At 66.6% G+C, this 25,352-nt stretch carries 27 protein-coding genes and 2 pseudogenes; 28 read left to right on the top strand and 1 reads right to left on the bottom strand.

From position 1 onward, the window contains the following. Positions 1–18: 18 nt before the first annotated feature. The 20 genes and pseudogenes from V9G04_08615 to V9G04_08520 all read left to right on the top strand — a co-directional run bounded on the left by V9G04_08615 (position 19) and on the right by V9G04_08520 (position 18,630). Positions 19–369 carry a hypothetical protein gene (locus tag V9G04_08615; protein ID MEI2713347.1) on the top strand — a complete coding sequence of 117 codons (351 nt, stop codon included), beginning with the start codon at positions 19–21 and terminating at the stop codon, positions 367–369. 125 nt (positions 370–494) lie between these two features. Then, entirely contained in the window at positions 495–3,206 is a 2,712-nt protein-coding gene (gene alaS / locus V9G04_08610) for an alanine--tRNA ligase (GenBank protein ID MEI2713346.1), read from the top strand. Position 3,207: 1 nt separating this feature from the next. Then, positions 3,208–3,693, top strand: coding sequence for a Holliday junction resolvase RuvX (gene ruvX / locus V9G04_08605; protein MEI2713345.1), 486 nt, complete (start codon positions 3,208–3,210; stop codon positions 3,691–3,693). After that, positions 3,690–4,856 (top strand): endolytic transglycosylase MltG, encoded by a 1,167-nt coding sequence (gene mltG / locus V9G04_08600; protein MEI2713344.1) that lies wholly within the window; start codon positions 3,690–3,692, stop codon positions 4,854–4,856. The genes ruvX and mltG overlap by 4 nt, the downstream gene beginning before the upstream one ends. A gap of 3 nt (positions 4,857–4,859) precedes the next feature. After that, the gene (locus V9G04_08595) at positions 4,860–5,669 is read left to right on the top strand and encodes a shikimate dehydrogenase (protein MEI2713343.1); all 810 of its coding nucleotides are present in this window, start codon (positions 4,860–4,862) and stop codon (positions 5,667–5,669) included. Next, positions 5,666–6,361 carry an A24 family peptidase gene (locus V9G04_08590; protein ID MEI2713342.1) on the top strand — a complete coding sequence of 232 codons (696 nt, stop codon included), beginning with the start codon at positions 5,666–5,668 and terminating at the stop codon, positions 6,359–6,361. Before V9G04_08595 ends, V9G04_08590 begins: the two co-directional genes overlap by 4 nt. Positions 6,362–6,402: 41 nt before the next feature. Continuing rightward, positions 6,403–7,581, top strand: a complete 1,179-nt coding sequence (aroC, locus tag V9G04_08585; protein ID MEI2713341.1) for a chorismate synthase — start codon at positions 6,403–6,405, stop codon at positions 7,579–7,581. A 61-nt stretch (positions 7,582–7,642) separates the two neighbouring features. Further along, entirely contained in the window at positions 7,643–8,173 is a 531-nt protein-coding gene (locus V9G04_08580; GenBank protein MEI2713340.1) for a shikimate kinase, read from the top strand. Further along, a complete protein-coding gene (gene aroB, locus V9G04_08575) occupies positions 8,166–9,266 on the top strand; it encodes a 3-dehydroquinate synthase (protein ID MEI2713339.1) in 1,101 nt (366 codons plus the stop codon). The genes V9G04_08580 and aroB overlap by 8 nt, the downstream gene beginning before the upstream one ends. Beyond that, a complete protein-coding gene (locus V9G04_08570) occupies positions 9,263–9,712 on the top strand; it encodes a type II 3-dehydroquinate dehydratase (protein MEI2713338.1) in 450 nt (149 codons plus the stop codon). Before aroB ends, V9G04_08570 begins: the two co-directional genes overlap by 4 nt. Before the next feature lie 182 nt (positions 9,713–9,894). Continuing rightward, positions 9,895–10,458, top strand: a complete 564-nt coding sequence (efp, locus tag V9G04_08565; GenBank protein ID MEI2713337.1) for an elongation factor P — start codon at positions 9,895–9,897, stop codon at positions 10,456–10,458. A 4-nt stretch (positions 10,459–10,462) separates the two neighbouring features. Further along, complete coding sequence (gene nusB / locus V9G04_08560; protein MEI2713336.1) at positions 10,463–10,897, top strand: transcription antitermination factor NusB; 435 nt, start codon at positions 10,463–10,465, stop codon at positions 10,895–10,897. 16 nt (positions 10,898–10,913) lie between these two features. Further along, positions 10,914–11,732 carry a DUF1206 domain-containing protein gene (locus V9G04_08555; protein ID MEI2713335.1) on the top strand — a complete coding sequence of 273 codons (819 nt, stop codon included), beginning with the start codon at positions 10,914–10,916 and terminating at the stop codon, positions 11,730–11,732. An 82-nt stretch (positions 11,733–11,814) separates the two neighbouring features. Further along, on the top strand, positions 11,815–12,402 hold the full coding sequence (gene pyrR, locus V9G04_08550) for a bifunctional pyr operon transcriptional regulator/uracil phosphoribosyltransferase PyrR (GenBank protein ID MEI2713334.1): 588 nt from the start codon (positions 11,815–11,817) through the stop codon (positions 12,400–12,402). Further along, a pseudogene (locus V9G04_08545) lies at positions 12,399–13,331 on the top strand (aspartate carbamoyltransferase catalytic subunit). Before pyrR ends, V9G04_08545 begins: the two are co-directional and overlap by 4 nt. A 155-nt stretch (positions 13,332–13,486) precedes the next feature. Then, a complete protein-coding gene (locus V9G04_08540; protein MEI2713333.1) occupies positions 13,487–14,770 on the top strand; it encodes a dihydroorotase in 1,284 nt (427 codons plus the stop codon). 93 nt (positions 14,771–14,863) lie between these two features. After that, a complete protein-coding gene (locus V9G04_08535) occupies positions 14,864–15,952 on the top strand; it encodes a tellurite resistance/C4-dicarboxylate transporter family protein (GenBank protein MEI2713332.1) in 1,089 nt (362 codons plus the stop codon). A gap of 75 nt (positions 15,953–16,027) precedes the next feature. Further along, positions 16,028–16,939 (top strand): transporter substrate-binding domain-containing protein, encoded by a 912-nt coding sequence (locus V9G04_08530; protein MEI2713331.1) that lies wholly within the window; start codon positions 16,028–16,030, stop codon positions 16,937–16,939. Between the two features lie 38 nt (positions 16,940–16,977). Further along, the gene (locus V9G04_08525) at positions 16,978–17,874 is read left to right on the top strand and encodes an amino acid ABC transporter permease (GenBank protein ID MEI2713330.1); all 897 of its coding nucleotides are present in this window, start codon (positions 16,978–16,980) and stop codon (positions 17,872–17,874) included. Continuing rightward, positions 17,874–18,630 (top strand): annotated as a pseudogene (locus tag V9G04_08520) (amino acid ABC transporter ATP-binding protein). The gene V9G04_08525 and the pseudogene V9G04_08520 overlap by 1 nt, the downstream one beginning before the upstream one ends. 178 nt (positions 18,631–18,808) lie before the next feature. Here the strand turns inward: V9G04_08520 and V9G04_08515 are convergent. Then, entirely contained in the window at positions 18,809–20,017 is a 1,209-nt protein-coding gene (locus tag V9G04_08515; GenBank protein MEI2713329.1) for an aromatic ring-hydroxylating dioxygenase subunit alpha, read from the bottom strand. A gap of 26 nt (positions 20,018–20,043) precedes the next feature. On the opposite strand from V9G04_08515, the gene V9G04_08510 reads away from it, so the two are divergent. From V9G04_08510 to V9G04_08475, 8 genes are all read left to right on the top strand, one after another. Further along, complete coding sequence (locus V9G04_08510; protein ID MEI2713328.1) at positions 20,044–20,670, top strand: TetR family transcriptional regulator C-terminal domain-containing protein; 627 nt, start codon at positions 20,044–20,046, stop codon at positions 20,668–20,670. 117 nt (positions 20,671–20,787) lie between these two features. Beyond that, the gene (locus V9G04_08505) at positions 20,788–21,993 is read left to right on the top strand and encodes an aminomethyltransferase family protein (GenBank protein MEI2713327.1); all 1,206 of its coding nucleotides are present in this window, start codon (positions 20,788–20,790) and stop codon (positions 21,991–21,993) included. Beyond that, on the top strand, positions 21,990–23,591 hold the full coding sequence (locus tag V9G04_08500; protein MEI2713326.1) for an NAD(P)/FAD-dependent oxidoreductase: 1,602 nt from the start codon (positions 21,990–21,992) through the stop codon (positions 23,589–23,591). Before V9G04_08505 ends, V9G04_08500 begins: the two co-directional genes overlap by 4 nt. A gap of 174 nt (positions 23,592–23,765) precedes the next feature. Beyond that, the gene (locus tag V9G04_08495) at positions 23,766–23,951 is read left to right on the top strand and encodes an antitoxin MazE family protein (protein ID MEI2713325.1); all 186 of its coding nucleotides are present in this window, start codon (positions 23,766–23,768) and stop codon (positions 23,949–23,951) included. Then, complete coding sequence (locus tag V9G04_08490; protein MEI2713324.1) at positions 23,948–24,274, top strand: type II toxin-antitoxin system PemK/MazF family toxin; 327 nt, start codon at positions 23,948–23,950, stop codon at positions 24,272–24,274. Before V9G04_08495 ends, V9G04_08490 begins: the two co-directional genes overlap by 4 nt. 91 nt (positions 24,275–24,365) lie before the next feature. Next, positions 24,366–24,614, top strand: coding sequence for a type II toxin-antitoxin system prevent-host-death family antitoxin (locus V9G04_08485; GenBank protein ID MEI2713323.1), 249 nt, complete (start codon positions 24,366–24,368; stop codon positions 24,612–24,614). 2 nt (positions 24,615–24,616) lie between these two features. Next, positions 24,617–24,877 (top strand): Txe/YoeB family addiction module toxin, encoded by a 261-nt coding sequence (locus V9G04_08480; GenBank protein MEI2713322.1) that lies wholly within the window; start codon positions 24,617–24,619, stop codon positions 24,875–24,877. A 191-nt stretch (positions 24,878–25,068) separates the two neighbouring features. Further along, positions 25,069–25,338: a hypothetical protein gene (locus tag V9G04_08475; GenBank protein MEI2713321.1), complete on the top strand. Its 270-nt coding sequence runs from the start codon at positions 25,069–25,071 to the stop codon at positions 25,336–25,338. Positions 25,339–25,352: the final 14 nt, after the last annotated feature.

The raw sequence follows: 25,352 nt of genomic DNA, 5'->3' as shown, positions 1-25,352 counted from the left end.
GTCTTCTAGATTGTCTGCATGCCCATCGTGGAAGTCACCTGCGCGCGTGATGTCGACGGTGAGTCCCTCCGTCTCCTGCTTCAGGCCTTGCCGCACGCTGTGTCAGTCGCCGTCGACTGTCCAGAGGAGCCGTACGACGGTCACCTGCAGCCGGGTGACGTGGATATCCGAGTGCGCGAGCGGGGCCCCCTGGATTCTGGAGGACTTGGAATCGTGGTGGAGGTCCGGTCCAAGTGGACCGAGAGCCGGGCGTCCAATCGGCAGGAGCGCGTCAGCCAGCTTCGCAAGGCACTGGTTCAGGCATCTGGAGCGACAGGCCTTGGTGTCTACCTGGCACTTCCCTGCGCGGCGTGGGCGCAAGATGACTGAGAGCCGCCGCGAAACCTGCTTGCCCGCTGAGGGTTGCCACGAGATCGTACGAAAGGCGGCCGCGCTAGGGTTTCCCGACGCGCAACAACGACAACACCAGTCACCAAGCAGGGAGCAGTACACGCATGGACACCGCGGAGATCCGGCGCCGATTCCAGGCCCACTTCGCCGACAACACGAGTGTCGGCAAGCACACCGTCGTGCCCTCGGCATCGCTGCTGCTCGATGACCCGACACTGCTGTTCGTCAATGCCGGCATGGTGCCGTTCAAGCCCTACTTCCTGGGCCAGGAGACGCCTCCATACGACCGCGCGACCAGCGTGCAGAAGTGCATCCGCACCCCTGACATCGAGGACGTCGGCAAGACCACGCGACACGGCACGTTCTTCGAGATGTGCGGCAACTTCTCGTTCGGCGACTACTTCAAGGAAGGCGCCGTCGAACTCGCGTGGGACCTGGTCACCAAGCCGGTCGCCGAGGGCGGCTTCGGCCTGGAGGAGTCCAGGCTCTATCCGTCCATCCTGGTGGGCGACGACGACGCGCTGAGGTTCTGGAAGAAGACCACTGGCCTGCCCGACGAGCGGATCCTGCGGCTGGGCCGGAAGGAGAACTACTGGTCGATGGGCGTGCCGGGGCCCGGCGGTCCCTGCTCGGAGATCCTCTATGACCGCGGCCCGGACTTCGGCCCGGAGTTCAACCCGGCCGACCTCGGTCCCGACATGCCGTTCCCGCTGGAGGACCGGCTGCTGGAGATCTGGAACCTGGTCTTCATGCAGGAGGAACTGTCGGCAGTCCGGTCCAAGGAGGACTTCGACGTCGTGGGCCCGCTGCCGAAGCAGAACATCGACACCGGCATGGGCCTGGAACGCATCGCCTTGCTGATGCAGGGCAAGGCCAACATGTACGAGATCAACGTGATGTTCCCGGTCATTGCCAAGGCCGAGGAACTGACCGGCAAGACCTACGGGGCCAATCCCCAAGACGACGTGCGCTTCCGTGTCATTGCCGACCACATCCGCTCGTCGATGATGCTGATCGGTGACGGTGTCACTCCCGGCAACGAAGGCGGCGGCTATGTCTTGCGCCGGCTGATGCGTCGCGCGATCCGGTCCGTACGTCTGCTCGGCTACGAAGACCGCGCGCTGCCAGAGTTGATGCCGATCAGTCGCGACAAGATGGGGGAGACCTACAGCAATCTCATCGGTGACTGGGAACGCATCTCCACGGTCGCCTATGCCGAGGAAGAAGCCTTCCGTACGACTCTCAAGTCCGGCACCGTGATCTTCGACCAGGCCGCGGCAAAGGTGAAGGCCGGCGGGGGCGCCACCCTGGGCGGCAGCGAGGCCTTCGCGCTGCACGACACTTATGGGTTCCCGATCGATCTGACCCTGGAGATGGCCCACGAGCAGGGCCTCCAGGTCGACGAGGACGGCTTCCGCCGCCTCATGCAGGAGCAGCGCGACCGAGCCAAGGCCGATTCGCGTGCCAAGAAGGGCGCCCACGCCAACACGGCCGCCTATCGCGAGATCGCCGACTCACTCGGCTCTGCCGTCGACTTCACCGGCTACGTCGAGACCGTCACCGAGGGGGCGGTCCGCGGCATCGTCACCAATGGTGCCGTGGCCGGCACCGCGCACGCGGGTGACGAGATCGAACTCGTCTTGGATCGCACGCCCTTCTACGCCGAGGGCGGCGGCCAGTTGGCCGACACCGGCGTGATCGAACTCGGCAACGGGGCTCGCGTGGAAGTGCGCGACGTGCAGTCACCCATCACCGGACTGATCGTGCACAAGGCAGTCGTACTCGACGGCGAGGTCAGTGTCGGCACCCCGGCGCAGAGCATCGTCGACCTGGCGCGTCGCCGTTCGATCTCGCGGGCGCACACCGCGACCCACATGGTGCACAAGGCCTTTCGAGAGGCGCTGGGGGAGACGGCCACGCAGGCAGGTTCGGAGAACGCGCCGGGACGGTTCCGTTTCGACTTCTCCGCTTCCGGTGCGGTGCCAAGCAGCGTGATGGCCGACGTCGAGGCGCGCGTCAACGACGTGGTGCTCGACGACCTCACGGTGCACGCCGAATACATGTCCCAGGCCGACGCGGTGAAGTCCGGGGCGATGGCGCTCTTCGGGGAGAAGTACGGCGACACCGTGCGGGTGATCTCCGTCGGTGACTGGGCCCGCGAACTGTGCGGTGGTACCCACACCGAGCGCTCGGGCCAGCTCGGCGTGATCAAGCTGCTGGGCGAGTCGTCCATCGGATCGGGCGTACGCCGGGTCGAGGCGCTCGTCGGGGGCGATGCCTACCGATTCCTGGCCCGCGAGCACGTGATCGTCAACCAGCTCGCCGATGCGCTCAAGGCGCGCCCGGAGGAGTTGCCCGAGCGGGTCGCCTCGATCGTGGAGAAGTTGCGCGTCGCGGAGAAGGAGATCGAGAAGGTCCGCACCCAGCAACTGCTGGCTGCCTCCGGCGAGCTTGCCCAGGACGCAGCCCAACTAGGTCCGATCAAGGTCGTCGCCCACCGTGCGGACGGCGCGGGTGGCGCCGAGGCACGTCAGTTGGCGATGGACGTACGCGGCAAGCTGCCGCAGGGCGAACCCGGCGTCGTGGTGATCGTCGGCGTGGCCGACGGCAAGGCGGCGATCGTGACCGCGACCAACGATCTGGCTCGCGAACGCGGCGTCAAGGCCGGCGAACTGCTGCGCGCCATCGCGCCCGTGCTCAACGGCAAGGGCGGCGGCAAGGACGACATGGCCCAGGGTGGCGGCTCGGACGTCAGCCGGGTCGACGAGGCGCTCGAACTCGCGCGCACCGAGATCGGCCGCGTGGTCGGGGCCTGACGTGCGCTTCGGCACCCGGCTCGGGATAGACCCGGGCGATGCGCGGATCGGCGTTGCCCGCAGTGATCCGACCGGATTCCTGGCCACGCCTGTCGAGACCGTACGCCGCGGTCGTGGCGACCTCCAGCGCATCACGGCGCTGGTGCAGGAGGTGGAAGCGGTCGAAGTAGTCGTCGGTCTGCCGCGCTCGTTGAGTGGTCACGAAGGTCCTGCGGCGGAGAAGGTACGAGACTTCGCCGCGCGCCTCGCCCGGCGAGTCGCGCCCGTTCCTGTCCGCCTCGCCGATGAGCGACTGACTACTGTGTCGGCATCGGCGATGCTGCGCGAGCAGGGTCGCAAAGCCCACCGACAGCGTGAGGTGATCGACCAGGCGGCAGCCGTACTCATCTTGCAGACCGCCCTCGACACCGAGCGTGCCACCGGTCGACCTCCCGGGGAGGCCGTGGCCGTCGGGGACCCAGACCAGGAAGAGAGCACTGAGGCATGAGCGAGGCTCGTGAGACTGACGCCGACTACGCAGACGACTACCCGCCCGAGGGTGGTCGCCGACGCAAGCGGCGCCTTGGTGGCCTCAAAGGCTGTCTTGCCGTCCTGGGGGCGATCGCGGTGCTGATCGGTGGTGGCACCTTCGGCTTCCTCAAGGCCGTCGACTTCGCCAAGTCCAAGCTCGCGTCCCCCGGGGACTACCCGGGCCCCGGTCACGGCAAGGTGCTGTTCGCGGTCGAGCAGGGCGACACGATCGCGCAGATGGGCCGCGACTTGAAGTCCAAAGGCGTGGTGAAGTCGGTCGACTCCTTCATCTCGGCCGCGCAGGCCGAGCCCAAGTCGAGTGGTATCCAGGTCGGCTACTACCAGTTGCAGAAAGAGATGCCGTCGGCCGATGCGATCGAGGTGTTGGTCGATCCGGGCAACATCGTGAAGAACTCCGTAACCATCCCGGAAGGCTTGCGCGTCAAGGACGTGGTCGAAATTCTCGCGGACAAGACCGACTTCGATGCCTCGGCGTTCGAAAAGGTGCTGGCGAACCCGGCTCCCCTCGGCCTGCCCGACTACGCCGAGGGCAATCCCGAGGGTTACCTCTTCCCCTCCACCTACGACTTCGGCCCCAAGGACACCCCCAGGGTGATGCTGAAGAAGATGGTCGACCGCTGGCGCCAGGCCGCCGAGGAGAACCAACTCGAGGCACGTGCGGCAGCTCTCGGCAAGACACCCGCGGAGATCATGACCATCGCCTCGCTGGTCGAGGCCGAGGGTCGCGGCGACGACATGGCGAAGGTCGCCCGGGTGATCTACAACCGACTGGATGGTCCCGGCGACAAGGGCGGCACCAACGGCCTGCTCCAGATCGACGCCGCAGTGAACTACGCACTCGATCGCAAGGGCACCATCACCTTGACCCTCGACGAGATCGAGAGCGTCGCGACGTCGCCATACAACACGTACAAGACCCCGGGTCTCCCGCCGACCCCCATCGAGGCTCCCGGTGATGACGCCATCCAGGCGGCGACCCACCCGGCCGAGGGCAACTGGTACTACTACGTCACCGTCAACCTCAAGACTGGCGAGACCAAGTTCTACGAGGACTACAACGGCTTCCTCGCAGGCAAGGCCGAATACCAGCAATACTGCACGACCTCCGACGCCTGCTGAGCGATGACGACGTCGGACGTACGCCGGTGTGGGGTGCTGGGTGACCCCATTGCGCACTCGTTGTCTCCGGTGCTGCATCGTGCGGGATATCAGGCCGTGGGGTTGGCATGGGAGTACGACGCCCACCGGGTGCCCGCCGGCGGGCTGCGCGAGGTCCTGGCTGGGCTGGATGCCACGTGGCGCGGACTCTCTGTGACGATGCCGCTCAAACGCGAGGCGTTGGAGCTGTCCTCCTCGGTCTCCGAGACAGCACGCCGAGCAGGTGCGGTGAACACGCTGATCCTCGACGGCGATGGCGTGCACGGGGACAACACCGACGTCCCCGGCGCGGTCGCGGCGATGGCCGGTGCGGGCGTCGAGGCAGTCGAGCGTGCGGTCATCTTGGGGGGAGGCGCGACGGCGACGTCGGTGGGCTTGGCCCTGCTCGACCTCGGTGCGGTGGAGTTGGCGATCCAGGTCCGCTCGCCCGAGCGGGCCGCGGAGAGCGTGGCGGCGTTGCGCGAAGCGGGGGCTCTCGTCGTCGTGGAGTCCCTGCTCGACCCTGTCGTGGGCGATGTCGTGGTGAGCACGATCCCGGCGACGGCCCAAGATGATGCCCTGGTGGAGCGCACCGGTGCAGTGCCTGCGATCTTCGACGTGATTTATCACCCGTGGCCGACTCCGCTTGCGCGAGCGGCTCGGCAGCGTGGCCAGGTGCTCGTCGGTGGACTGGACTTGTTGGTGAACCAGGCTGCCTTGCAGTTCACGATGTTCACCGGTCTTGCTGCGCCGCTCGATGCCATGCGCGCCTCCGGCGAGGCTGCGCTCGGGTGAGTGCCCCTCTGGCGTGGGCGCTCACCGGCTCGGTGGTGTGTGGGCTGGCCGGACTTGCCGTGCCGTGGCTGATCCGACGACTGCCTGAACCGAGCGACCCCGCCGCGGACAAGATCGCGTACGTGGACCTTGCGCGTCGCCCGCGCTTGCAGGTCTGGGCTGTGCTCTGGGCGACTCTGGCCGGTGCCGTGGTCGGTTGGTCACTGCCGGGGGACTCCATGCTCCTCCTGTGGTGGCCGCTCGTCCCGGTCGGCGTGGCGTTGGGGCTGATCGACTGGGAGACGCGATTGCTGCCCACGCGGCTGATCGCCCCGTCGTACGCCTTCGTCGTTGCCGCCCTGGCGGTGATCTGGCTTCTCGAACGCGATGCCGAGTCGGTCGTACGCGCGGGTCTGGGCTGGCTGATCGCCGGTGGCTTCTATCTGCTCTTGTGGCTGATCCATCCACGTGGCCTGGGGTATGGCGACGTACGACTCAGCGGCGTACTCGGCCTGGCTCTCGGGTCGGTCGGGTGGGCAGCCCTCGTGGTGGGCGTCTACGCCGGATTCTTTGTGGGTGGTGTGCTCGGCCTGCTGCTTACCTTGACTCGTAGGGTCGACCGATCCGGCTATCCGTTCGGGCCGTTCATGCTCGTCGGAGCGCTGCTCGGTGTTGTCTGGGGCGAACCGCTCGCGGGTCTCGTCTGGGGGTGAGGTGGTCCGGTGCCCCGGGCGCGCGTGAAACACTGGCGCCCATGCTTCGCTGGTTGACCGCGGGTGAATCCCACGGACCGTCCTTGGTGGCGATCCTGGAGGGCCTGCCCGCTCACGTACGCCTCACCACCGCCGACCTCGACGCGGCGCTGGCTCGTCGACGCCTCGGCTACGGCCGTGGTGCCCGGATGAAGTTCGAGGCCGACGAGGTCACGATCACCGGCGGCGTACGCCATGGCAAGACCCAGGGTGGTCCGGTCGCGATCCAGGTCGGCAACACCGAGTGGCCCAAGTGGGAGCAGGTCATGAGCGCCGACCCGGTCGACGCCGAGGTGCTGGCGTCGTCGGCGCGCAACGCGCCGCTCACCCGGCCGCGCCCCGGTCACGCGGATCTCGCCGGGATGCAGAAGTACGACTTCGACGAAGCCCGGCCGATCCTCGAACGCGCTTCGGCCCGCGAGACCGCCGCCCGCGTCGCGTTGGGTCAGGTCGCGGCGAACTTCCTGGAGCAGGCACTCGGCGCTCGGATCGTCTCCCACGTCGTGTCGCTGGCCGAGGTGAAGGCGCCTGCGGGGGTGCTCCCGATGCCTGACGACGTGACCCGCCTCGATGAGGATCCGGTCCGGTGCCTCGACCCCGAGGCGTCGGCGGCGATGGTCGCCCGCATCGACCAGGCCCACAAGGACGGCGACACCCTGGGCGGTGTCGTGGAGGTCGTGGTGCATGGCCTGCCGCCGGGCTTGGGGTCTCACGTGCACTGGGACCGCCGCCTGGACTCCAGACTTGCCGGCGCCCTGATGGGCATCCAGGCGATCAAGGGCGTCGAGGTCGGTGACGGCTTCGAACTCGCCGCGACGCCCGGGTCCCTCGCCCACGACGAGATCGTGCCGACCGACGAGGGCATTCGTCGGGTGTCGGGTCGCTCGGGCGGGATCGAGGGCGGGATGACGACCGGTGAGGTGATGCGCGTACGCGCCGCGATGAAGCCGATCGCCACCGTGCCCCGCGCCCTGCGTACGGTCGATGTCGCCACCGGTGAAGCCGCCGTCGCGCACCACCAGCGCTCGGACGTCTGCGCCGTCCCCGCGGCCGGGATCGTCGCCGAGGCGATGGTGGCGCTGGTCGTGGCCGACGCGGTGCTGGAGAAGTTCGGCGGTGACTCGGTCGAGGAGACCAAGCGCAACGCCGAGTCGTATCTCGCCAACCTCCGCCACCGCTGAGTCAGCACAAATCCCCGCCGAGTCAGCACAAATCCCCGGCCGAGTCAGCAGAAAGTCACCCGTGAGTCAGCACAAATCTCCGCTCGTCGTCCTCGTCGGCCCGATGGGCGCGGGCAAGACGACCGTCGGTGAGCTGCTCGCTGCACGCTGGGGAGTGGGCGTACGAGACACCGACCACGACATCGAGGCGGCTGCGGCGAAGTCGATCTCCGACATCTTCGTCGACGACGGAGAACAGCATTTCCGTACGCTCGAAGTGGCTGCGGTCGCGCAAGCGCTGGCCGAGCACGAGGGCGTGTTGTCGCTGGGAGGAGGCGCGGTGTTGGCCGAACAGACGCGGACCGCGCTGGCGGGACATCGAGTGGTCTTCCTTCGTGTCGGTCTCGCGGAGGCCACCAAGCGAGTCGGCATGGGTGCGGCTCGGCCACTGCTGCTGGGCAACGTCCGGGCGACGCTGAAGAAGTTGCTCGACGAGCGCACCCCGATCTATGAGTCGATCGCTACCCACGTCATCGAGACCGACGGACGGGCAGCAGAAGATGTGGCCGCCGAGATCGCGGCGGCGGTCGAGAGGGAGGAACCCCATGGCTGACGAATCGATCCTGCCGGTGCAGGGCGCCTCCCCGTACGAGGTCGTCGTCGGCCTCGACCTTGCCGAGCACCTGCCGACCATCTTGGGGGAGTCGGTGCAGCGCGTTGCGCTGCTCTTCGCCGGCAGCCTGCACGAGGTCGCCCAACCGGTGCTCGAGGCGTTGGTGCCGCACTACGACGTGCTCGCGCTGGGGCTGCCGGACGGCGAGCAGAGCAAGTCCGCTGCCGTGGCGGCCGACTGTTGGGAGGCGCTGGGGGAGCGCGGCTTCACGCGCTCCGACGCTGTCGTCACCGTGGGGGGTGGTGCGACCACCGACGTCGGTGGCTTCGTGGCCGCGACCTGGCTGCGCGGCGTACGCGTCGTGCATGTCCCGACCTCCTTGCTGGCGATGGTCGACGCCGCCGTGGGCGGCAAGACCGGCATCAACACCGCCGCGGGCAAGAACCTGGTGGGCTCCTTCCACGAGCCGGCCGGTGTGCTGTGTGACCTGCGCATGCTCGACACGTTGCCGCGCGCCGACTTCATCGCCGGACTCGGCGAGGTGATCAAGTGCGGCTTCATCGCGGACCCCGAGATCCTGCGGCTGATCGAGACGACGGACCCAGCCGACCTGACGCCGGCATCGCCGGTCACCCGGGAGATCATCGAACGCGCGATCCAGGTCAAGATCGACGTGGTCACCGCCGACCTCAAGGAGACCGGCGGCCCGGACGGCCACCCCGGTCGCGAGGTCCTCAACTACGGCCACACGATGGCGCACGCGATCGAACGCGCCACCGACTATGCGACTCCGCACGGCGAGGCGGTGGCGATCGGGTGCTGTTTCGTCGCAGACCTGGCTGCCCGCGCCGGCGCTCTGCCGCAGGATGTCGCCGACCGCCATCGCACCACGTTCGGTCGCGTCGGACTGCCGACCGGCTTCGCCGGGGCGTCGTACGAGGACCTGCGCGCGGCGATGGCCGTGGACAAGAAGTCGCGCGGCTCGACGCTGCGTTTCGTGGTGCTCGACGACCTGGCGAAACCTCGCGTCCTGGCCGGTCCTTCGGAGGATGACCTGCGGGCGGCCTACGACCTGATGGTCGGTGCGTCGTGAGGGTGCTGGTGCTCAACGGACCCAATCTGGGCCGACTGGGGCGACGACAGCCCGAGATCTACGGCACCACCACCCACGCCGAACTCACCGAGAAGTGCGTGGAGTGGGGCCGCGACCTGGGTCTCGACGTCGAGGTGCGGCAGACCAACCACGAGGGCGAACTCCTCGACTGGCTCAACACCGCAGCGGACGAACGTACGCCCGTCATCCTCAACGCGGGCGCCTGGACGCACTATTCGCTCGCGCTGTACGACGCCTGCGCGCAGCTCGAAGCGCCGCTGATCGAGGTGCACATCTCCGACCCCAAGCAGCGGCCCGAGGAGTTCCGGCACACGTCGTACGTCGAGCCGCACGCGGTCCGCACGATCGCCGGACGGGGGATCGACGGCTACCGGCTCGCGCTCGAATCCCTGACCGGGCACAAAAGCACGCGTGAAATCCGCTGATCGGGCACAAAAGCACGTGCTTTTGTGCCCGATCAGCGCGCTTCTGGCGTGCCTTTGCGCCCGGTCGGCGCGCCTGACGCGTGCTTTTGTGCCCGATCGCGCTGATTCGGGCCACGTCGACCCGCACCCCTAGACTTGATCCTCGGCCCCACGACGCCTCGACGAAAGCAGACTCCACGCGCATGGCAACCACGAACGACCTGAAGAACGGCATGGTTCTCCGCATCGACAACGGTCTGTGGGCCGTGCAGGAGTTCCAGCACGTCAAGCCCGGCAAGGGTCCGGCGTTCGTACGCACCAAACTCAAGAACGTCGAGTCCGGCAAGATCGTCGACAAGACCTTCAACGCGGGCACCAAGGTCGAGACGGCCAACGTCGATCGCCGCACGATGCAGTACAGCTATCACGACGGGTCCAACTACGTCTTCATGGACACCGGCACCTGGGAGCAGGTCGAGATCTCCGAGGCGATCGTCGGCGACGCGAAGAACTTCCTGCTGGAGAACAACGAGGCGATCGTGGCCGCCAACGACGGCCGCGTGCTCTTCATCGAACTTCCCGCCAGTGTCGAGATGACCATCACCTTCACCGAGCCCGGCCTCGCGGGTGACTCGGCCACCGGGCGTACGAAGCCCGCCACCGTGGAGACCGGCCACGAGATCCAGGTGCCGCTCTTCATCAACCAGGGCGAGCGCGTCAAGGTCGACACCCGCGACTCCTCCTACCTCGGTCGCGTCAAGAACTGACCTGATGGCAGCGCGTCACAAGGCCCGCAAGAGGGCCCTCGACATCCTCTACGCCGCCGAGATGCGTGGCGAGAGTCCGGTCCTGGCGTTGGAGCGCGCGATCGCGGACGGCGACGCGCCGCACAACCCCTACACGGCGGTTCTCGTACGCGGCGTCGCCACGCACGCCGGTGAGATCGATGCGTTGCTGCGCGAGCGCTCTCGCGGCTGGACCCTCGAACGCATGCCCGCGATCGATCGCAATGTGCTGCGGATCGGGACGTACGAGATCCTCTTCGCCGACGACGTTCCCGCCGCCGTGGCGGTGTCCGAGGCTGTAGTTCTGGTCAAGGAACTCTCGACCGACGAGTCACCCGCCTTCGTCAACGGTCTCCTCGACGCGATCGCGACCAACCCGTCGGTCACCACCCCAACAGGTGATAGCGCCCTCCACGACTGAGGCCTACGGTCAGCGCGTGAACGCTGGAGATCAAGCCCGGACCGCTGCTCGTGGCGCCACGCGCAACCCGTGGGTCACTCGCGGCATTCGCGTCGGCTTCGTGGCGTACGGGCTCGTTCATCTGATGCTCGGTGTGCTCGGCTTGCGCCTGGCATTGGGAGATCGAGGGGAGAACGTCTCCTCGACCGGGGCATTGAAGGAGCTCGCGCAGCAGCCGTTCGGCACCGCCCTGCTGTGGATCATCGTGGTGGGCATGACCGTGCTCGTCGTCTGGCGGATCGCAGAAGCGGTGATCGGCGACGAGGACGAGGAGGGGGCGAAAGAACTCGGCAAGCGGGCCGCCAGCGTCGCCAAGGCCGCGATCTACGGCGTGCTCGGCTTCTCGGCAGCGAAAGTCGCGACGGGTTCGGGCGGTGGTGGATCGAGCAAGAAATCGATGACCGCGACCGTGATGGACTGGCCTGCGGGACAGTGGTTGGTCGCGTTGGCCGGGTTGGGCGTGATCGCGTACGGCGCGTTCCAGATCTATACCGGGCTGAGCGACAAACACGCCGAGAAGTTGGCGGGCGAGGGCCGCTCGGGGCAGGCCGGGAACGCCTACCTGCTGCTCGGCAAGATCGGCTACTGCGCGAAGGGCGCGGCGTTGCTCGCGGTCGGTGCGTTGTTTGTCTGGGCCGGCCTGACCCACGAGGCGGGCAAGTCCGGCGGGCTGGACCAGGCGCTCGGTCGACTGCTCGGGCAGCCGTTCGGGCCGATCCTGGTCGGCGCGATCGGAGTGGGCCTGGCCTGCTATGGCTGCTTCTGCTTCGCGCGAGCCAGGCACCTGTCGACCTGACTGGCGACCGCGATAGAGTCGCGATATCCAAACCGACATCCTTTAACGAGCCGTCCCGTGAGGCGGAGAAGGAGGTCAGGCAGTGACTTCTGCCTCCCGTCCCGAGCCCGAGCAGTCCCTTGAGGGCGGCGCTCGCGTCGTACTCTCCGCCGACGACATCACCCGGGCGCTCACCCGGATCGCGCACGAGATCCTCGAGCGCAACCGCGGCGCCGGCGATCTCGTCCTGTTGGGCATCCCCAGCCGCGGGGTGCCGTTGGCGCAGCGGATCGCTGCCAAGTTGGCGCATGTCGAAGGCGTCGAGGTGCCGGTCGGTTCGCTCGACATCACGCTCTATCGCGACGACCTGCGGCTGAAGCCGGCTCGCGCTTTGCTGCCCACCGATATTCCGCCGGGCGGCATCGATGACAAGACGGTCGTCCTCGTCGACGACGTGCTGTTCTCCGGTCGTACGATCCGCGCGGCACTCGACGCGCTCAACGACGTGGGACGCCCGGCCAAGGTGCAGTTGGCGGTCCTGGTCGACCGCGGCCACCGCGAACTGCCGATTCGCGCCGACTTCGTGGGCAAGAATCTGCCGACCTCCTTGGTCGAGCGAGTGTCCGTACGCCTCGACGGCGTCGACGCCGAAGACGCGGTCACCATCGAGGGACTGGGAGGTGCGCGATGAGGCACCTGCTCTCCGCTGGCGACCTGAGTCGCGACGAGGCCGAGCTCATCCTTCAGACCGCGGCCGAGTTGAGGTCGTTGGCCGACCGGCCGATCAAGAAGCTGCCCGCGTTGCGCGGTCGTACGGTCGTCAATCTCTTCTTCGAAGACTCCACCCGCACCCGGATCTCGTTCGAGGCCGCGGCCAAGCGGCTCAGTGCCGACGTCATCAATTTCGCCGCCAAGGGTTCGTCGTTGTCGAAGGGGGAGTCGCTCAAGGACACGGCCCTGACGCTGGAGGCGATGGGCTGCGACGCCGTCGTCATCCGGCACAGCGCGTCCGGCGCGCCGCACCGCCTGGCGGGCAGCGGCTGGATTCGCAGCAGCGTCGTCAACGCCGGAGACGGCACTCACGAGCACCCAACCCAGGCGCTTCTCGACGCTTTCACGATGTGGCGTCACCTAGGGGAGTCTCGGCCTGGCGGGCTGGAAGGGCGCCGCGTGGCGATCGTCGGGGACGTCCTGCACTCGCGGGTCGCGCGGTCCAACGCGCTGTTGCTGCGCACTTTGGGCGCCGACGTCACCTTGGTAGCCCCGCCCACGTTGTTGCCGGTCGGCGTCGAGGCCTGGGGCGTCGAGACTTCGTACGACCTGGACGCGGTGCTGCCCAAGAGTGATGCGGTGATGATGCTGCGCGTCCAGCGCGAGCGGATGCACGGCGGCTTCTTCCCGACGGCTCGGGAGTATTCGCGTCGCTACGGCCTCGACGGTCGCCGCATGGCAATGTTGCAGGACCACACGATCGTGATGCACCCCGGCCCGATGGTGCGTGGCATGGAGATCACCGCCGATGTGGCCGATTCGCAGCGCTCGGTGATCGTGGAGCAGGTCACCAACGGAGTGGCCGTACGCATGGCCGTGCTCTACCTGCTGCTCGCCGGCTCGGGATCAGACCCGGCTGCCAACCCGAGCGCCTCTGCGGTGGTGGAGGAGCCGAGCGAAGCCCCCACCCCGGTGGTGGAGGAGCCGAGCGAAGCCCCCACCCCGGTGGTTGAGGAGCCGAGCGAAGCGAGGCGTCTCGAAACCACACCCGAAGGAGACCTGCGATGACCGCCTATCTGATCAAGAACGTGTCAATCCTCGGGGGGGATCCGACCAATCTGTTGCTGCGCGATGGCGTCGTCGAGTCGATCGGGGAAACCGCAGCAGTTGACGTTGAGACCATGGACGCCAGCGGCCTGATCGCGTTGCCGGGCCTGGTCGACCTGCACACCCACCTACGCGAGCCTGGCCGCGAGGACGCCGAGACGGTTTTCACCGGCACCCAGGCTGCCGCGATGGGCGGCTTCACGGCCGTCCACGCGATGGCCAACACCGACCCGGTCGCCGACACCGCTGGAGTGGTGGAGCAGGTCTGGCGCCTTGGCCGCGAGGCCGGGTACGCCGACGTCTATCCGATCGGTGCGGTCACCGTCGGACTCGGCGGCGAGCAACTCGCCGAACTTGGGGCGATGGCCGACAGCGCGGCGCGCGTACGCGTGTTCTCCGACGACGGCAAGTGCGTCAGCGATGCCGTGCTGATGCGTCGCGCCCTGGAATACGTCAAGGCGTTCGACGGAGTCATCGCCCAGCACGCGCAGGAGCCGCGCCTCACCGAGGGCGCTCAGATGAACGAGGGCGAACTCTCCGGACGCCTCGGCCTGACCGGCTGGCCGGCCGTCGCAGAAGAGGCAATCATCGCGCGCGACTGCCTGCTCGCCGCGCATGTCGGCTCGCGGCTGCACGTATGCCACCTGTCGACCGCGGGCAGCGTCGAGATCGTGCGCCAGGCCAAAGAGAAGGGCTGGAACGTCACGGCCGAAGCCTGCCCGCACCACCTGCTGCTGACCGATGAGCTCGCGGCGACGTACGACCCGATCTACAAGGTCAACCCGCCTCTGCGCACGGCCGCCGATGTCGAGGCCGTACGAGCCGGGCTCGCCGATGGCACCATCGACATCGTCGCCACCGATCACGCACCGCACCCGCACGAGGACAAGGACTGCGAGTGGGCGGCGGCGGCGTTCGGGATGATCGGTCTGGAGACGGCGCTGTCGGTGGTCCAAGAGACGATGGTCGACACCGGGTTGCTGGACTGGGCAGGGGTCGCCGAGCGGTTGTCGTACGCTCCCGCGCGCATCGGGCGGGTGAGTGACCACGGACAACCGATCGAGGTCGGCGCGCCCGCCAACGTGGTGCTCTACGACCCGTCCGTACGCCGGGTGGTCGACGCGTCCGCGTCGGCATCGTTGTCGCGCAACACGCCGTACGCCGGCCTCGAACTCCCCGGCCAAGTGGTGGCGACCTTCCTGCGCGGACGGCCCACGGTGCTGGACGGCAAACTCACCTAACGGCACGGCCAAACCGCCATGCACCTCTTATGAAAAGGCATCGGCAAAACCAGAACTGATCCCGCGCCGCCTCATCGGTTCTACTCTGTCGAGATGACCAGCCTCGGCGGCAGGATCGATGTGGGCGTACGCGGGCTGACGCCCGGCAACTTCGCGCTGGTGATGGCGACCGGGATCATCTCGGTGGGTCTGCAATTGGTCGGGGTGCGCTGGTTGTCCCAGATCCTCGTCGTGGTGGCGGCCGTGGCGCTGGGCCTCCTGCTCATCCTGACGATGTGGCGCTTGGTGGCGCACCGAGATGCCGTGGTTGCCGACTTCTTGGATCCGCGTCGAGCCTTCGGATTCTTCACCACCATCGCGGGCATGAACGTCGTCGGCGTACGCCTTGCTATGGAGGGTTATCCGACACTCACCGCGATCCTGCTCGCCGCCGCCGGGTGTCTGTGGCTGGTGCTGGGGTACGTCATCCCGTGGACGGCAGTGCTCGGACCCCACCGTCGTCCGATCATCGCGGCGGCCAACGGCACGTGGTTCATCTGGGTGGTCGCCAGCCAGTCGGTGGCCATCTCGGCCGCGACCTTGGAGTTGGTGTACGAGCCCGCAAGACGCGTGCTGGCGATCGTCGCCGTCTTCTCGTGGTCGGTCGGGGTGTTCCTCTATGCCGCGGCCGGAGTGTTCGTCGCGGCGCGGATGATGCTCTACGACTTCGGGCCCCGAGATCTGACACCGCCCTACTGGGTGGCGATGGGAGCAGCGGCGATCACAGTGCTGGCTGGGGCTCGGATCGTCGAGATGGCTGACGCGCCGATGGTGACCGCGACGCGTGGGTTGATCGCCGGCGCGTCGGTGATGTTCTGGGCGTTCGCGACCTGGCTGATCCCGGCATTGGTTGCGGCCGGGTGGTGGCGGCACCGTACGCACGGGATTCCGCTCACGTACGAAGCCACTCTCTGGTCGATCATCTTCCCTCTTGGGATGTACGCCGTGGCGGGCATCTATCTCGGCGAGGCCGATCACTTGCCGATCGTCGGGGCCATCGGCAGCGCGTGGATCTGGCTGGCCTTTGCTGCGTGGGCGGTGACGATGGCAGCGACGTTGGCGCACCTCGTACACACGGTCTTGCTGCCCGGGTCGGTGCCGCCACCGCAATCCGGCGAGCCGACCGAGTCACGATTGCGTTAACTCGGCGCCCAATCCGCCACATGCAGGCGTGACCTGTGTCATATTTCGCACCAAACACTCTTCGAAGGGGCTTCCGTGCGAATCCGTGTGCTTTCTACCGTCATTCTTATTGCGACGCTGGGGCTGACCGCCTGTGGTGGCGATGGCTCTGAGGAAGGCAAGGACAGCACGAAGTCCTCGTCTGACTCGACCCAGTCTGCAAGCGAGGGCTACTGCGCCGACGCCACCGACCTGCTTGCGGAGATCTGCGACAAGGGCAAGATCACCGTCTCGACCGACCCGGCGTACCCGCCGCAGTCTTCGCTCAACGACCAGACCGGTGAATACGAGGGCTTCGACATCGACGTGGCTACCGAGATTGCCGATCGCCTCGGCGTCGACGTCGCGTGGGAGGCCCCGAGTTGGGATGTCATCACCGCAGGTGGCTGGAACGGCCGCTGGGACATGACCGTCGGCTCGATGACCCCGACCAACGACCGGCAGAAGGTGCTCGACTTCACCCAGCCGTACTACTACACGCCGGCGGTCGTGGTGGTGGGCGCCGACAGCGACGTGAGCGACGTGACCACGGACCTGGACGGCAAGAAGGTCGGCGTGTGCAGCGCCTGCACGTACGACATGTTCTTGCAGAAGAAGCTCGACATCAAGGGCTTCGAGTTCGACTTCGTGGTCGACGACCCCGAGATCGCGGGTTACGACACCGACACGACGGCGCTCGACGACCTCGCCAACGGCCGCCTCGACGCGGTGATCACCTCGATGACCACCGCACAGGGCTACATCGACGCTGGCAACCCGGTGAAGATCGTCGGAGACCCCGTCTTCTACGAGCCGCTTTCGGCCGGCTTCGACAAGAGCGCGACGCCGTCGGACAAGAGCCTGTACGAGGCAGTGGACGAGATCGTCGGCGAAATGCACTCTGACGGCACTCTCACCGAGCTGTCGAAGAAGTGGTACGACGGGCTCGACCTGTCCGTGCAGAACTGATCTGACGGCACTTGTGCGACACCTAGCCGGAGGCCGACGTGGGTGACCTGTGGGAGAAATTCCAACTCGCGTCGGCCAAGGTGCCGTTCCGGGTCAAGACGGGAGCGACCTGGGTCGTTGTCTTCCTGATCTTGGCGTTCGTCGGGTCCAAGGCAGGCTTCGACCTGGCGTGGATGAGGGAGAAATTCCCCTACATTCTCGGCGGTGCTCGATACACGATCCAGATCGCTGTCTTCGGCATCATTCTGGCCGTCATCTTTGCGCTGCTTGGCGCGTTGGCGCGGCTGTCGCGCAATCCGATCGCTCAAGGACTCGCGGGTCTCTATGTCTCGTTCTTCCGCGGCACGCCGCTGATCGTGCAGATGTTCTTGATCTACCTCGCGCTACCGCGCGTGGGGAAGAACCTTGTGGCGGAGTACCCCTGGCTCACGGACCGGTTCGCCGATGCGTTGATCCTGGACATCGCTCCGGCCGGAATCTTGGCGCTCGGGCTGAACTACGGGGCGTACATGACCGAGATCTTCCGCGCGGGCATCCAGTCGGTCGCCGGTGGTCAGGGAGAGGCGGCCGACGCGCTCGGGATGACGTACGGCCAGAAGATGCGCAAGGTCGTGCTGCCGCAGGCGTTCCGGGTCATTATTCCGCCCACTGGCAACGAGTTCATCGCGATGATGAAGGACACCGCGCTCGTGTCCTTCTTGGGTGTCACGTTGGCCCAGGCCGAAGTCTTCCGGCGAGCGCAACTGGTCGGCAAGGCGGACTTCAAGTACTTGGAGGCGCTTCTTGCTGCGGCGATCATCTACTGGGCGATGACGATCATCTTCACGTTCTTCCAGTCTCGCTTGGAGGCGCGGATCGGACGCGGATATGACCGAGCGCACGTGGACAAGGCGCAAGGCAAGACCGCTGGGGTCCCGAAGGGAGGCGAACACTGATGAGTGATGTCGTCGTACGCATCGAAAACCTGCACAAGTCCTTCGGCAACCTCGAGGTTGTCAAGGGCGTCGACATGGAGGTACGCCGCGGCGAGGTGGTCGTGATCTTCGGCCGCTCCGGCTCGGGGAAGTCCACGGTATTGCGCTGCGTGAACTTCATCGAAGACCCGACTGAGGGCACCATCGAAGTCGCCGGCATCAAGTTGGGCGGGGGCTATCGCACCAGCCGCAAACAGGAGCAGATCCGCAAGCTGCGGCTGCACGTCGGGATGGTCTTCCAGCAGTTCAACCTCTTTCCCAACATGAACGTCCTCGACAACGTGATGGCCGCGCCCCGGTGCGCCAAGTTGGGCACCGAGGACGAACGCAGGCGCCACGCGATGGAGTTGTTGGAGCGGGTTGGGCTAGCCGACAAAACCCACCAGCACCCCATCCGGCTCTCGGGCGGTCAACAGCAGCGCGTCGCAATCGCGCGAGCGTTGGCGATGAAGCCCGAGGTGATGCTCTTCGACGAGCCGACCTCGGCGCTCGACCCGGGAGCTCACCGGTGAAGTGCTCAACGTGATGAAGTCGCTCTCGACCGACCTGCACATGACGATGATGGTGGTCACCCACGAGATGGGCTTCGCGCGTGAAGTTGCCGACCGGATGGCGTTCTTCCACCAGGGCAAGATCTTGGAGGAGGGCCCGCCGTCGGAGTTGGTGAACAACCCGAAGTACGACGAGACCCGCTCGTTCCTCAACGCCGTCCTCTGACCTGTCGCGTCTGCTCGGCCGGAGGGCCTCGACCTGTCGCGTCTGCACCGCAGGAGGACCTCGACCTGTCGCGTCTGCTCTCGTTCTCCACAGGCGCGGAGCAGATGCGACAGGTGGGCGGGTTCGCGCCGAGCAGATGCGACAGGTGGGCGGGTTTGCGCGGAGCAGACGCGACAGGTCAGACCAGGCGGCCGGTGACGTACGCCTGGCCGAGCATCGCGACCAGGTCCGAGACTGCATCCTCGTTCGGGGCGAACGGGCCGGGGACGAAGTGCGGCGAGGCCAGTCCGCGCTGCACCGACTCACACGCGCCGAAATCCTGCTTGTTGGTCAGGTCCCAGAATTCCACGGCACGCGCGGCGTCCGGGGTGGACCCGTCGGCGTTGGGCAGGGCGTACCACGAGCACTCGATCCAGGTGTTGTCCGGCGACAGCGGCACCAGGCGGTGGGTCATGATGTAGTCGGGGTGCGGCGAGATCAGCAGGTTGGGCAGCACGTGGACGTACTCGACCCGCTCCGGGTCGACATCGGGAAGGGGAGTCGCGGCCAGTTCGCCGGTCAATGTCATCGACTCGGCACCGTCGCGCAGCACCATCGCGCCGCCGATCCACGCACCCGAGAGGTGGTGGTAGTTGTCGCCGGAGTCCGGGGGACTCACCGCGCACAGTTCCGGGTGGATCAGCGGGCAGTGATAGCACTCGTGGTAGTTCTCCGCGATCACCTTCCAGTTCGCTGCGACTTCGTACGAGTGCCGATCCGCGAGCACAAGCGATGCCGGGTCGTACGGCGCGATGATCTGCTCTAGGTCACCGATGTGAGTCTCGAACGACGGCACTTCTGGCGAGTCGACCGGATGCAGCGCGTGTCCGAAGATCCAGCCGTGCCACACGTTCACCGGCAACTCGACGAGTCCATGCTCGGCCGGTTCGAAACTGGCGACGTCCCGGAAACCGGGCGCCTGGCGCAGCGAACCGTCGAGGTTGTAGGTCCACGCGTGATACGGGCACAGGATCGACGCTCGCTCGGAGGTCTCCTCGCCCTGCAACAACTCGTGACCTCGGTGGCGGCACAGGTTGGCGAACATGCGTACGCCCTCCCCGCCGCGCACGAGCAGCACAGAGATGTCGCCCACGACGGCTGCGCGCTGCGTGACCGGCTTGCCGTTCGGGCCTACGGAGGGCAACAAGTCCACGACACGTCCAAGGCAGGTCCAGGTGCCTGCGAAGAGGTGGCGGCGTTCCCAGTCGAGGATCTCCGGCGAGGTGTACGCCATCGCGGGCAACATCTTCACCGGCGCCGACTCCCCGGTTTCTCCGATCGAGTCCGGCACCTGGGAGCGCAACTGCTCGATGGCCGAAGCGGTGGTGGGAACGGCGAGGTCGGTCATTGCTTCTCCAGACTAGGGTGCAAAACATGAACGGGGCGACGACGGGTGCGGGGGGCAGTTTGGGGGGGCGCACCCGCCGTCGCGTCGAGGTCCGGCTCGACGAGATCCTGAACGTGACGTTGGCCGAGATCGAACGCGTGGGACTGGCGTCTGTACGCGTCTCGGACGTCGCTCAGGCGCTCGGCGTCAGCACCGGACTGGTCTTCTATCACTTCAACACCCGAGACGAACTCGTCGCGCAGGCGTTCAGTCATGCGGTCGAACTCGACCTGGTGCGGATGCGCAAAGCGGCCGCCAAGGCACACGACGCGGCCGCTCGGGTACGCGCCGTGCTGCGTACGTCCGGCCCGACCGGCAGTGCCGCGGGCTGGAGACTGTGGGTGGATGGCTGGGCCCTGGCCCAGCGTGAGCCGCATGTGGCTGCCGAGTTGCGGCGGCTCGCGGGTGAATACCGTGCCGAGTTGCAGGCTGCGATCGAGGCGGGAGTGGCTGCTGGCGACCTGCGGTGTCCCGATCCGGCCTCCAGTGCGGCTCGACTCGGTGCGCTCCTGGATGGGATGTCCGTTGCGGTCACAGTGCAACGTTCGATGACGCGCAAGCAACTGCGCCAGTGGATGGAAGAGGCAGTCGACCGCGAGTTGGGGTTGGGGTGACTGCACTGCGTACGCCTCCCCAAGGATCCATGTTCGCCAGCACTATTCTTACTGACTCGTGAGTCAGTAGCATGCCACTTGCCGGACCCTCCTGACCAGACTTCGCGAGGACCACAGTTGATCCGTACGACCCCCTTCCACGAGCGTCTCGTGGAGTTCAACGACCAGCACTTGTTCACTCATTGGCAAGGCACGCTGTCGCCCTTGCGCTACACCCATGCGCCCAAGCACGAATACTTCGCGGTGCGCAACAGCGTGGGCATCTTCGACACCTCGCCGCTGTTCAAATACCGCCTCACCGGCCCGGATGCCGCGGCCTTCCTGGCGGCAGTTGTCGTACGAGATCTCGCGACGCTCCAGGCCGGGCATGCCGCCTACACGTTGTGGTGTGACGAGCGTGGCTACGTGATGGAGGACGGCGTGGTGTTCCGCAAGGGCGACGAATACCTGCTCACCAGCGCGCGCCCGGCGTACGCCTGGTTAGAGGGCCACCGCAACGGTCGTCGAGTCGAGATCGAGGACGTCACCGACGAGTACGCCATGCTCGCCGTCCAGGGGCCACGCTCGCGCACGGTGCTGGAGTCGCTGATGCCGCAGGTCACGAAACTGGGCTACTTCGGGCTGGCCGAAGCCAAGATCGGCAAGGCCAAGGTGACCGTGTCTCGCACGGGCTACACCGGCGATCTGGGCTATGAGGTCACGGTGCACAAGGACGACGCCATCGCAGTCCTCGACGCGATTCTCGCCGCGGGTCAAGGTCACGGGCTGCGGCCCTTCGGCGAGGAGGCACTCAACATGCTGCGCATCGAGGCCGGCCTGCCTTTGGTCGACGTCGAGTGGCACGACAGCCGTACCGCCTGGAACGACAGCCAGCGGGTGACGCCTAAGGAACTCGGCCAGGGCTGGATGCTCAAGGGCGTACGCGACGGGTCGCGCCGATTTGTGGGCTCGGAAGCGATCCGCAGGGAACTCGTCGACGCCACGTCGCGCTGGGCCACCGTCGGCGTGGTCGTGGACTGGGAGGACTGGAACCGGCTCTATCGGGAGTCCGGTCAGTTGCCCGAGAAGGACGCCACGCCCGTCGGCTGGGAGCAGTGGTTGCGTGATGCCGATGAGCAACAGATCGGCTACACCACGAGTTTCTTCTACTCGCCGGTGCTGCAACGCCACGTCGGGATGGCACGCGTACGCCCCGAGCACGCCGCGCCCGGCACCAAGCTCCTGATGGAGACCAGCCTCGACCACACGACCCACCTGGTGGCAGCCGAGACCACGAAGCTGCCGCTGTTCAACCCCGAGCGGAAGACGAGCACCCCGTCATGAGCAAGAAGCAGGACACCGCGAGCGGCTATGACGCGATCGTCATCGGCGGCGGCCACAACGGCCTGGTGAACGCGGGTTATCTGGCGAAGGCGGGACTCAAGGTCCTGGTGCTGGAGCAGCGCCACCTCGTCGGCGGTGCTGCGATCACCGAGGAGTTGCGCCCGGGCTTCTCCTTCACGACGTTCTCGTACGCCCTGAGCCTGCTGCGGCCCGAGATCATCCACGAACTCGAGTTGACCAAACACGGCTTTCTGCCGCTAATGATGCCGTCGAGTTTCCACCCGACCGGCGATGGCGACTACCTGCTGTTCGGTGACGACCATGCGCAGAACGTGCAGATGATCCGGCGGCACTCGCCGCACGATGCGGATGCGTACACCCGCTATCACCACGACCTCGACAAGGTCTGCCAGGCTATTCAGCCGTTCTTCGACAACCCGCCGCCCAACATCTTCGGCACCGACCCGCAGGACCAGGCCGATGTCGCCTGGATGATGAAGCGACTGGGGGAGACCGACCGCAAGGTCATCCACGACACCGTACGCCTGCTCACCGGCAGCGCCCGCGACTGGCTGGAGGACTATTTCGAGCACCCGGCGATCGCGGGCTACCACGCGTCGTCGGCGATCATCGGCCACTCCACCGCGCCGATGTCCGGAGGCTCCGGTTTGGTGCTGCTCTTCCACAAGATGGGCGAGCATGACGGCCACCTCGGCTCGTGGGCCTTCCACAAGGGCGGCAACGGCGGCTTCACCCAGGTGCTGGGCCGGGCCGCAGAAGCGTTCGGTGCCGAGATCCGTCTCGAATCACCGGTGTCGTCGGTGCTCACCGAGAAGGGTCGTGCGGTGGGCGTCGTCCTGGCAGACGGCACGGAGTTCCGAGCCCCGATCGTGGTCTCGGCGCTCGACGCCAAGCACACGTTCCTCGACCTCGTGGATCCGGCCGAGTTGCCGGGCGACCTGGTCGACAACGTCAGGCGTACGCGCTATCGCGGCGTGTCGTCGAAGGTGAACTTCGCGCTCGACGGTCTCCCGACCTTCCCCGCCCTCAAGGACTCGGTCGACCACTTCGGGGGCTTCCTCAACATCGGGCCCACCATCGACTACATCGAGAAGGCGTACGACGCCGCGAAGTACGGCTGGTACTCCGAGCGTCCCTTCATCGACGGCGCGTTGCAGTCCGTCGTCGACCCCGACATGGCACCCCCGGGCAAGCACGTGCTCTCGTGCTTCGTGCAGTACTCGCCGTACGAACTCAAGGGCAGCACCTGGGACGCCGAGCGGGAGAACTTCGCCGACAAGGCGCAAGCCGTGCTGGAGGAGCACTTCCCGGGCTTCGGCGACCTGGTGCTGCAGCGTGAGGTCGTGACCCCCGACATCATCGAAGCCAAGACCGGGCTGACCGAGGGCAACATCTTCGCCGGGGAGTTCCTCGCCTCGCAGATGTTCTTCTTCCGGCCAGCGCCGGGTTGGTCGCAGTACGCCACCCCGATCGACGGCTACTACCAGTGCGGTTCGGGCACGCATCCGGGCGGCTGTGTGATCGGCTCGCCCGGCAAGATGGCCGCGCAGCGGGTGCTGCGCGACCAGCAGCGCTGAGCGTCAGCGCAGCTGTCGACACGCAGGGATGAGTGCACGGTGCCAAGCGGTGGAATTTGACGAGAACGCGTCAACTGGCGCCGACGTGCAAAGTCGCCCAGAGCGGATCCGGATGTCCGCTTGAGCCCAAGACGGTGTTACATGTAACGTTTCCGCATAGTTGTTCGAGAGCGAGTGAATGCCTACCGGGCGCGGATGCGTGCGCAGGGCCTGCGCCCCGTGCAGATCTGGGTGCCCGACGTGCGCTCGCCGGAGTTTGCCGCCGAAGCCCACCGTCAGGCCGCATTGGTGGCAGACGCCTCACGCACCTCGGATGACATGGACTTCGTAGAGGCAATCTCCGAGGACTGGGCCGAGTGAGGCGCGGTGACATCGTCACCGTGGCGGGTGGCGTCTACGCCAACAAACCCAGACCGGCCCTCGTGATTCAGGACGACCGGTTCAACGCCACCGATGCACTCACCGTCTGTCCATTCACCACCACCGTCGTCGACGCGCCGCTCCTTCGGGTCCCGGTCGCTGCAAACGAGTCGAACGGCTTGGGCCAGGTCTCCTACCTCATGGTGGATAAGGTCACCACCGTGCGGCGGACCAACGCACACGCAGTTCTCGGCAGCTTGGAGTCCTCGGCTCTAGTCGAGTTCGAGCGTCGACTGCTCGTCTTCTTCGGATTCGGAGGCTGACTCGGCGCGCTCTGGCGTGAGCGGGAGTTGTTCGAACCCATTCCCACCTGTACGCTTTTCTGTACGTCAGCGAAGGTTCGATATGAAGACCATGAGTTACACCGATTCCAGGGCTCGTTACGCCGAGGTCCTGGACTCGGTGGTCAACGACCGCGAGGAAGTCGTGATCACACGCGCTGGTCACGACCCTGTCGTCATCGTCTCGTTGGCCGACTTCGAGTCCCTAAGAGAGACCGCCTACCTCATGCGTTCACCTGCGAACGCACGACGACTCCTCGACGCGATGGAACGCCTGGAGAGCGGGGCTGGGGACGTCCACGACCTCGTCGACGCTGAATGATGATGCGGTTGGTGTGGGACCCCAATGCCTGGGAGGACTACCTGTGGTGGCAAACCCAGGACCCCAAGACGCGCAAGCGCATCAACTCGCTCATCCAGGACATTGTGCGCAACGGCAATGAGGGGATCGGCAAACCTGAACCTCTCAAGCACGACTTCGCCGGCTACTGGTCCCGGCGAATCACCGACGAGCACCGATTGGTCTACAAGGCGACGGGCGACGAGGTGCGTATCGCCGCCTGCCGCTACCGCTACGGGAAGTAACCCGCTCGCGGCGGAAGCGGATGTTCATGTCAGGGCAGCAGGTCCCAGAACTGCTTGCGTGCTGGCATGGCGTGGATCGTCGGTCCGAACCAGGCAGCGATCGTTCTTGAAGTCGGATACGTCGATGGCGACCAGGCCCACGTCATCGTTCACGCCATGCGGGCCCGCGAGAAGTTTCTGAGGTGATGACCATGCCGCGCACAGTTGAAGAGATCCTGCAGCACGCCGATGAGCTCGCGGCGCGTTTCGAGGACTACGAGCCAAACCCCGACGACGAGCTCGACGCCAACGCCGTCACTCTGCTCCGAGCCGCTGTCGCCGAGAGGTCCGAGGCAGAGCGCCACCTGCTCGACGCCGTGCGTGCCGCTCGCAAGTCCGGCATGCCCTGGTCAGCGATCGGCTCGCTTGTAGGAACCACCGGCGAAGCCGCTCGCCAGCGGTATGGCGACAAGGTCGCCTGACCTCCGGCAGTAGA

This window comes from Nocardioides sp. (assembly GCA_037045645.1).
In the GTDB taxonomy this organism is placed as follows: domain Bacteria; phylum Actinomycetota; class Actinomycetes; order Propionibacteriales; family Nocardioidaceae; genus Nocardioides.
This window is presented reverse-complemented; position numbering and strand designations above follow the sequence as displayed.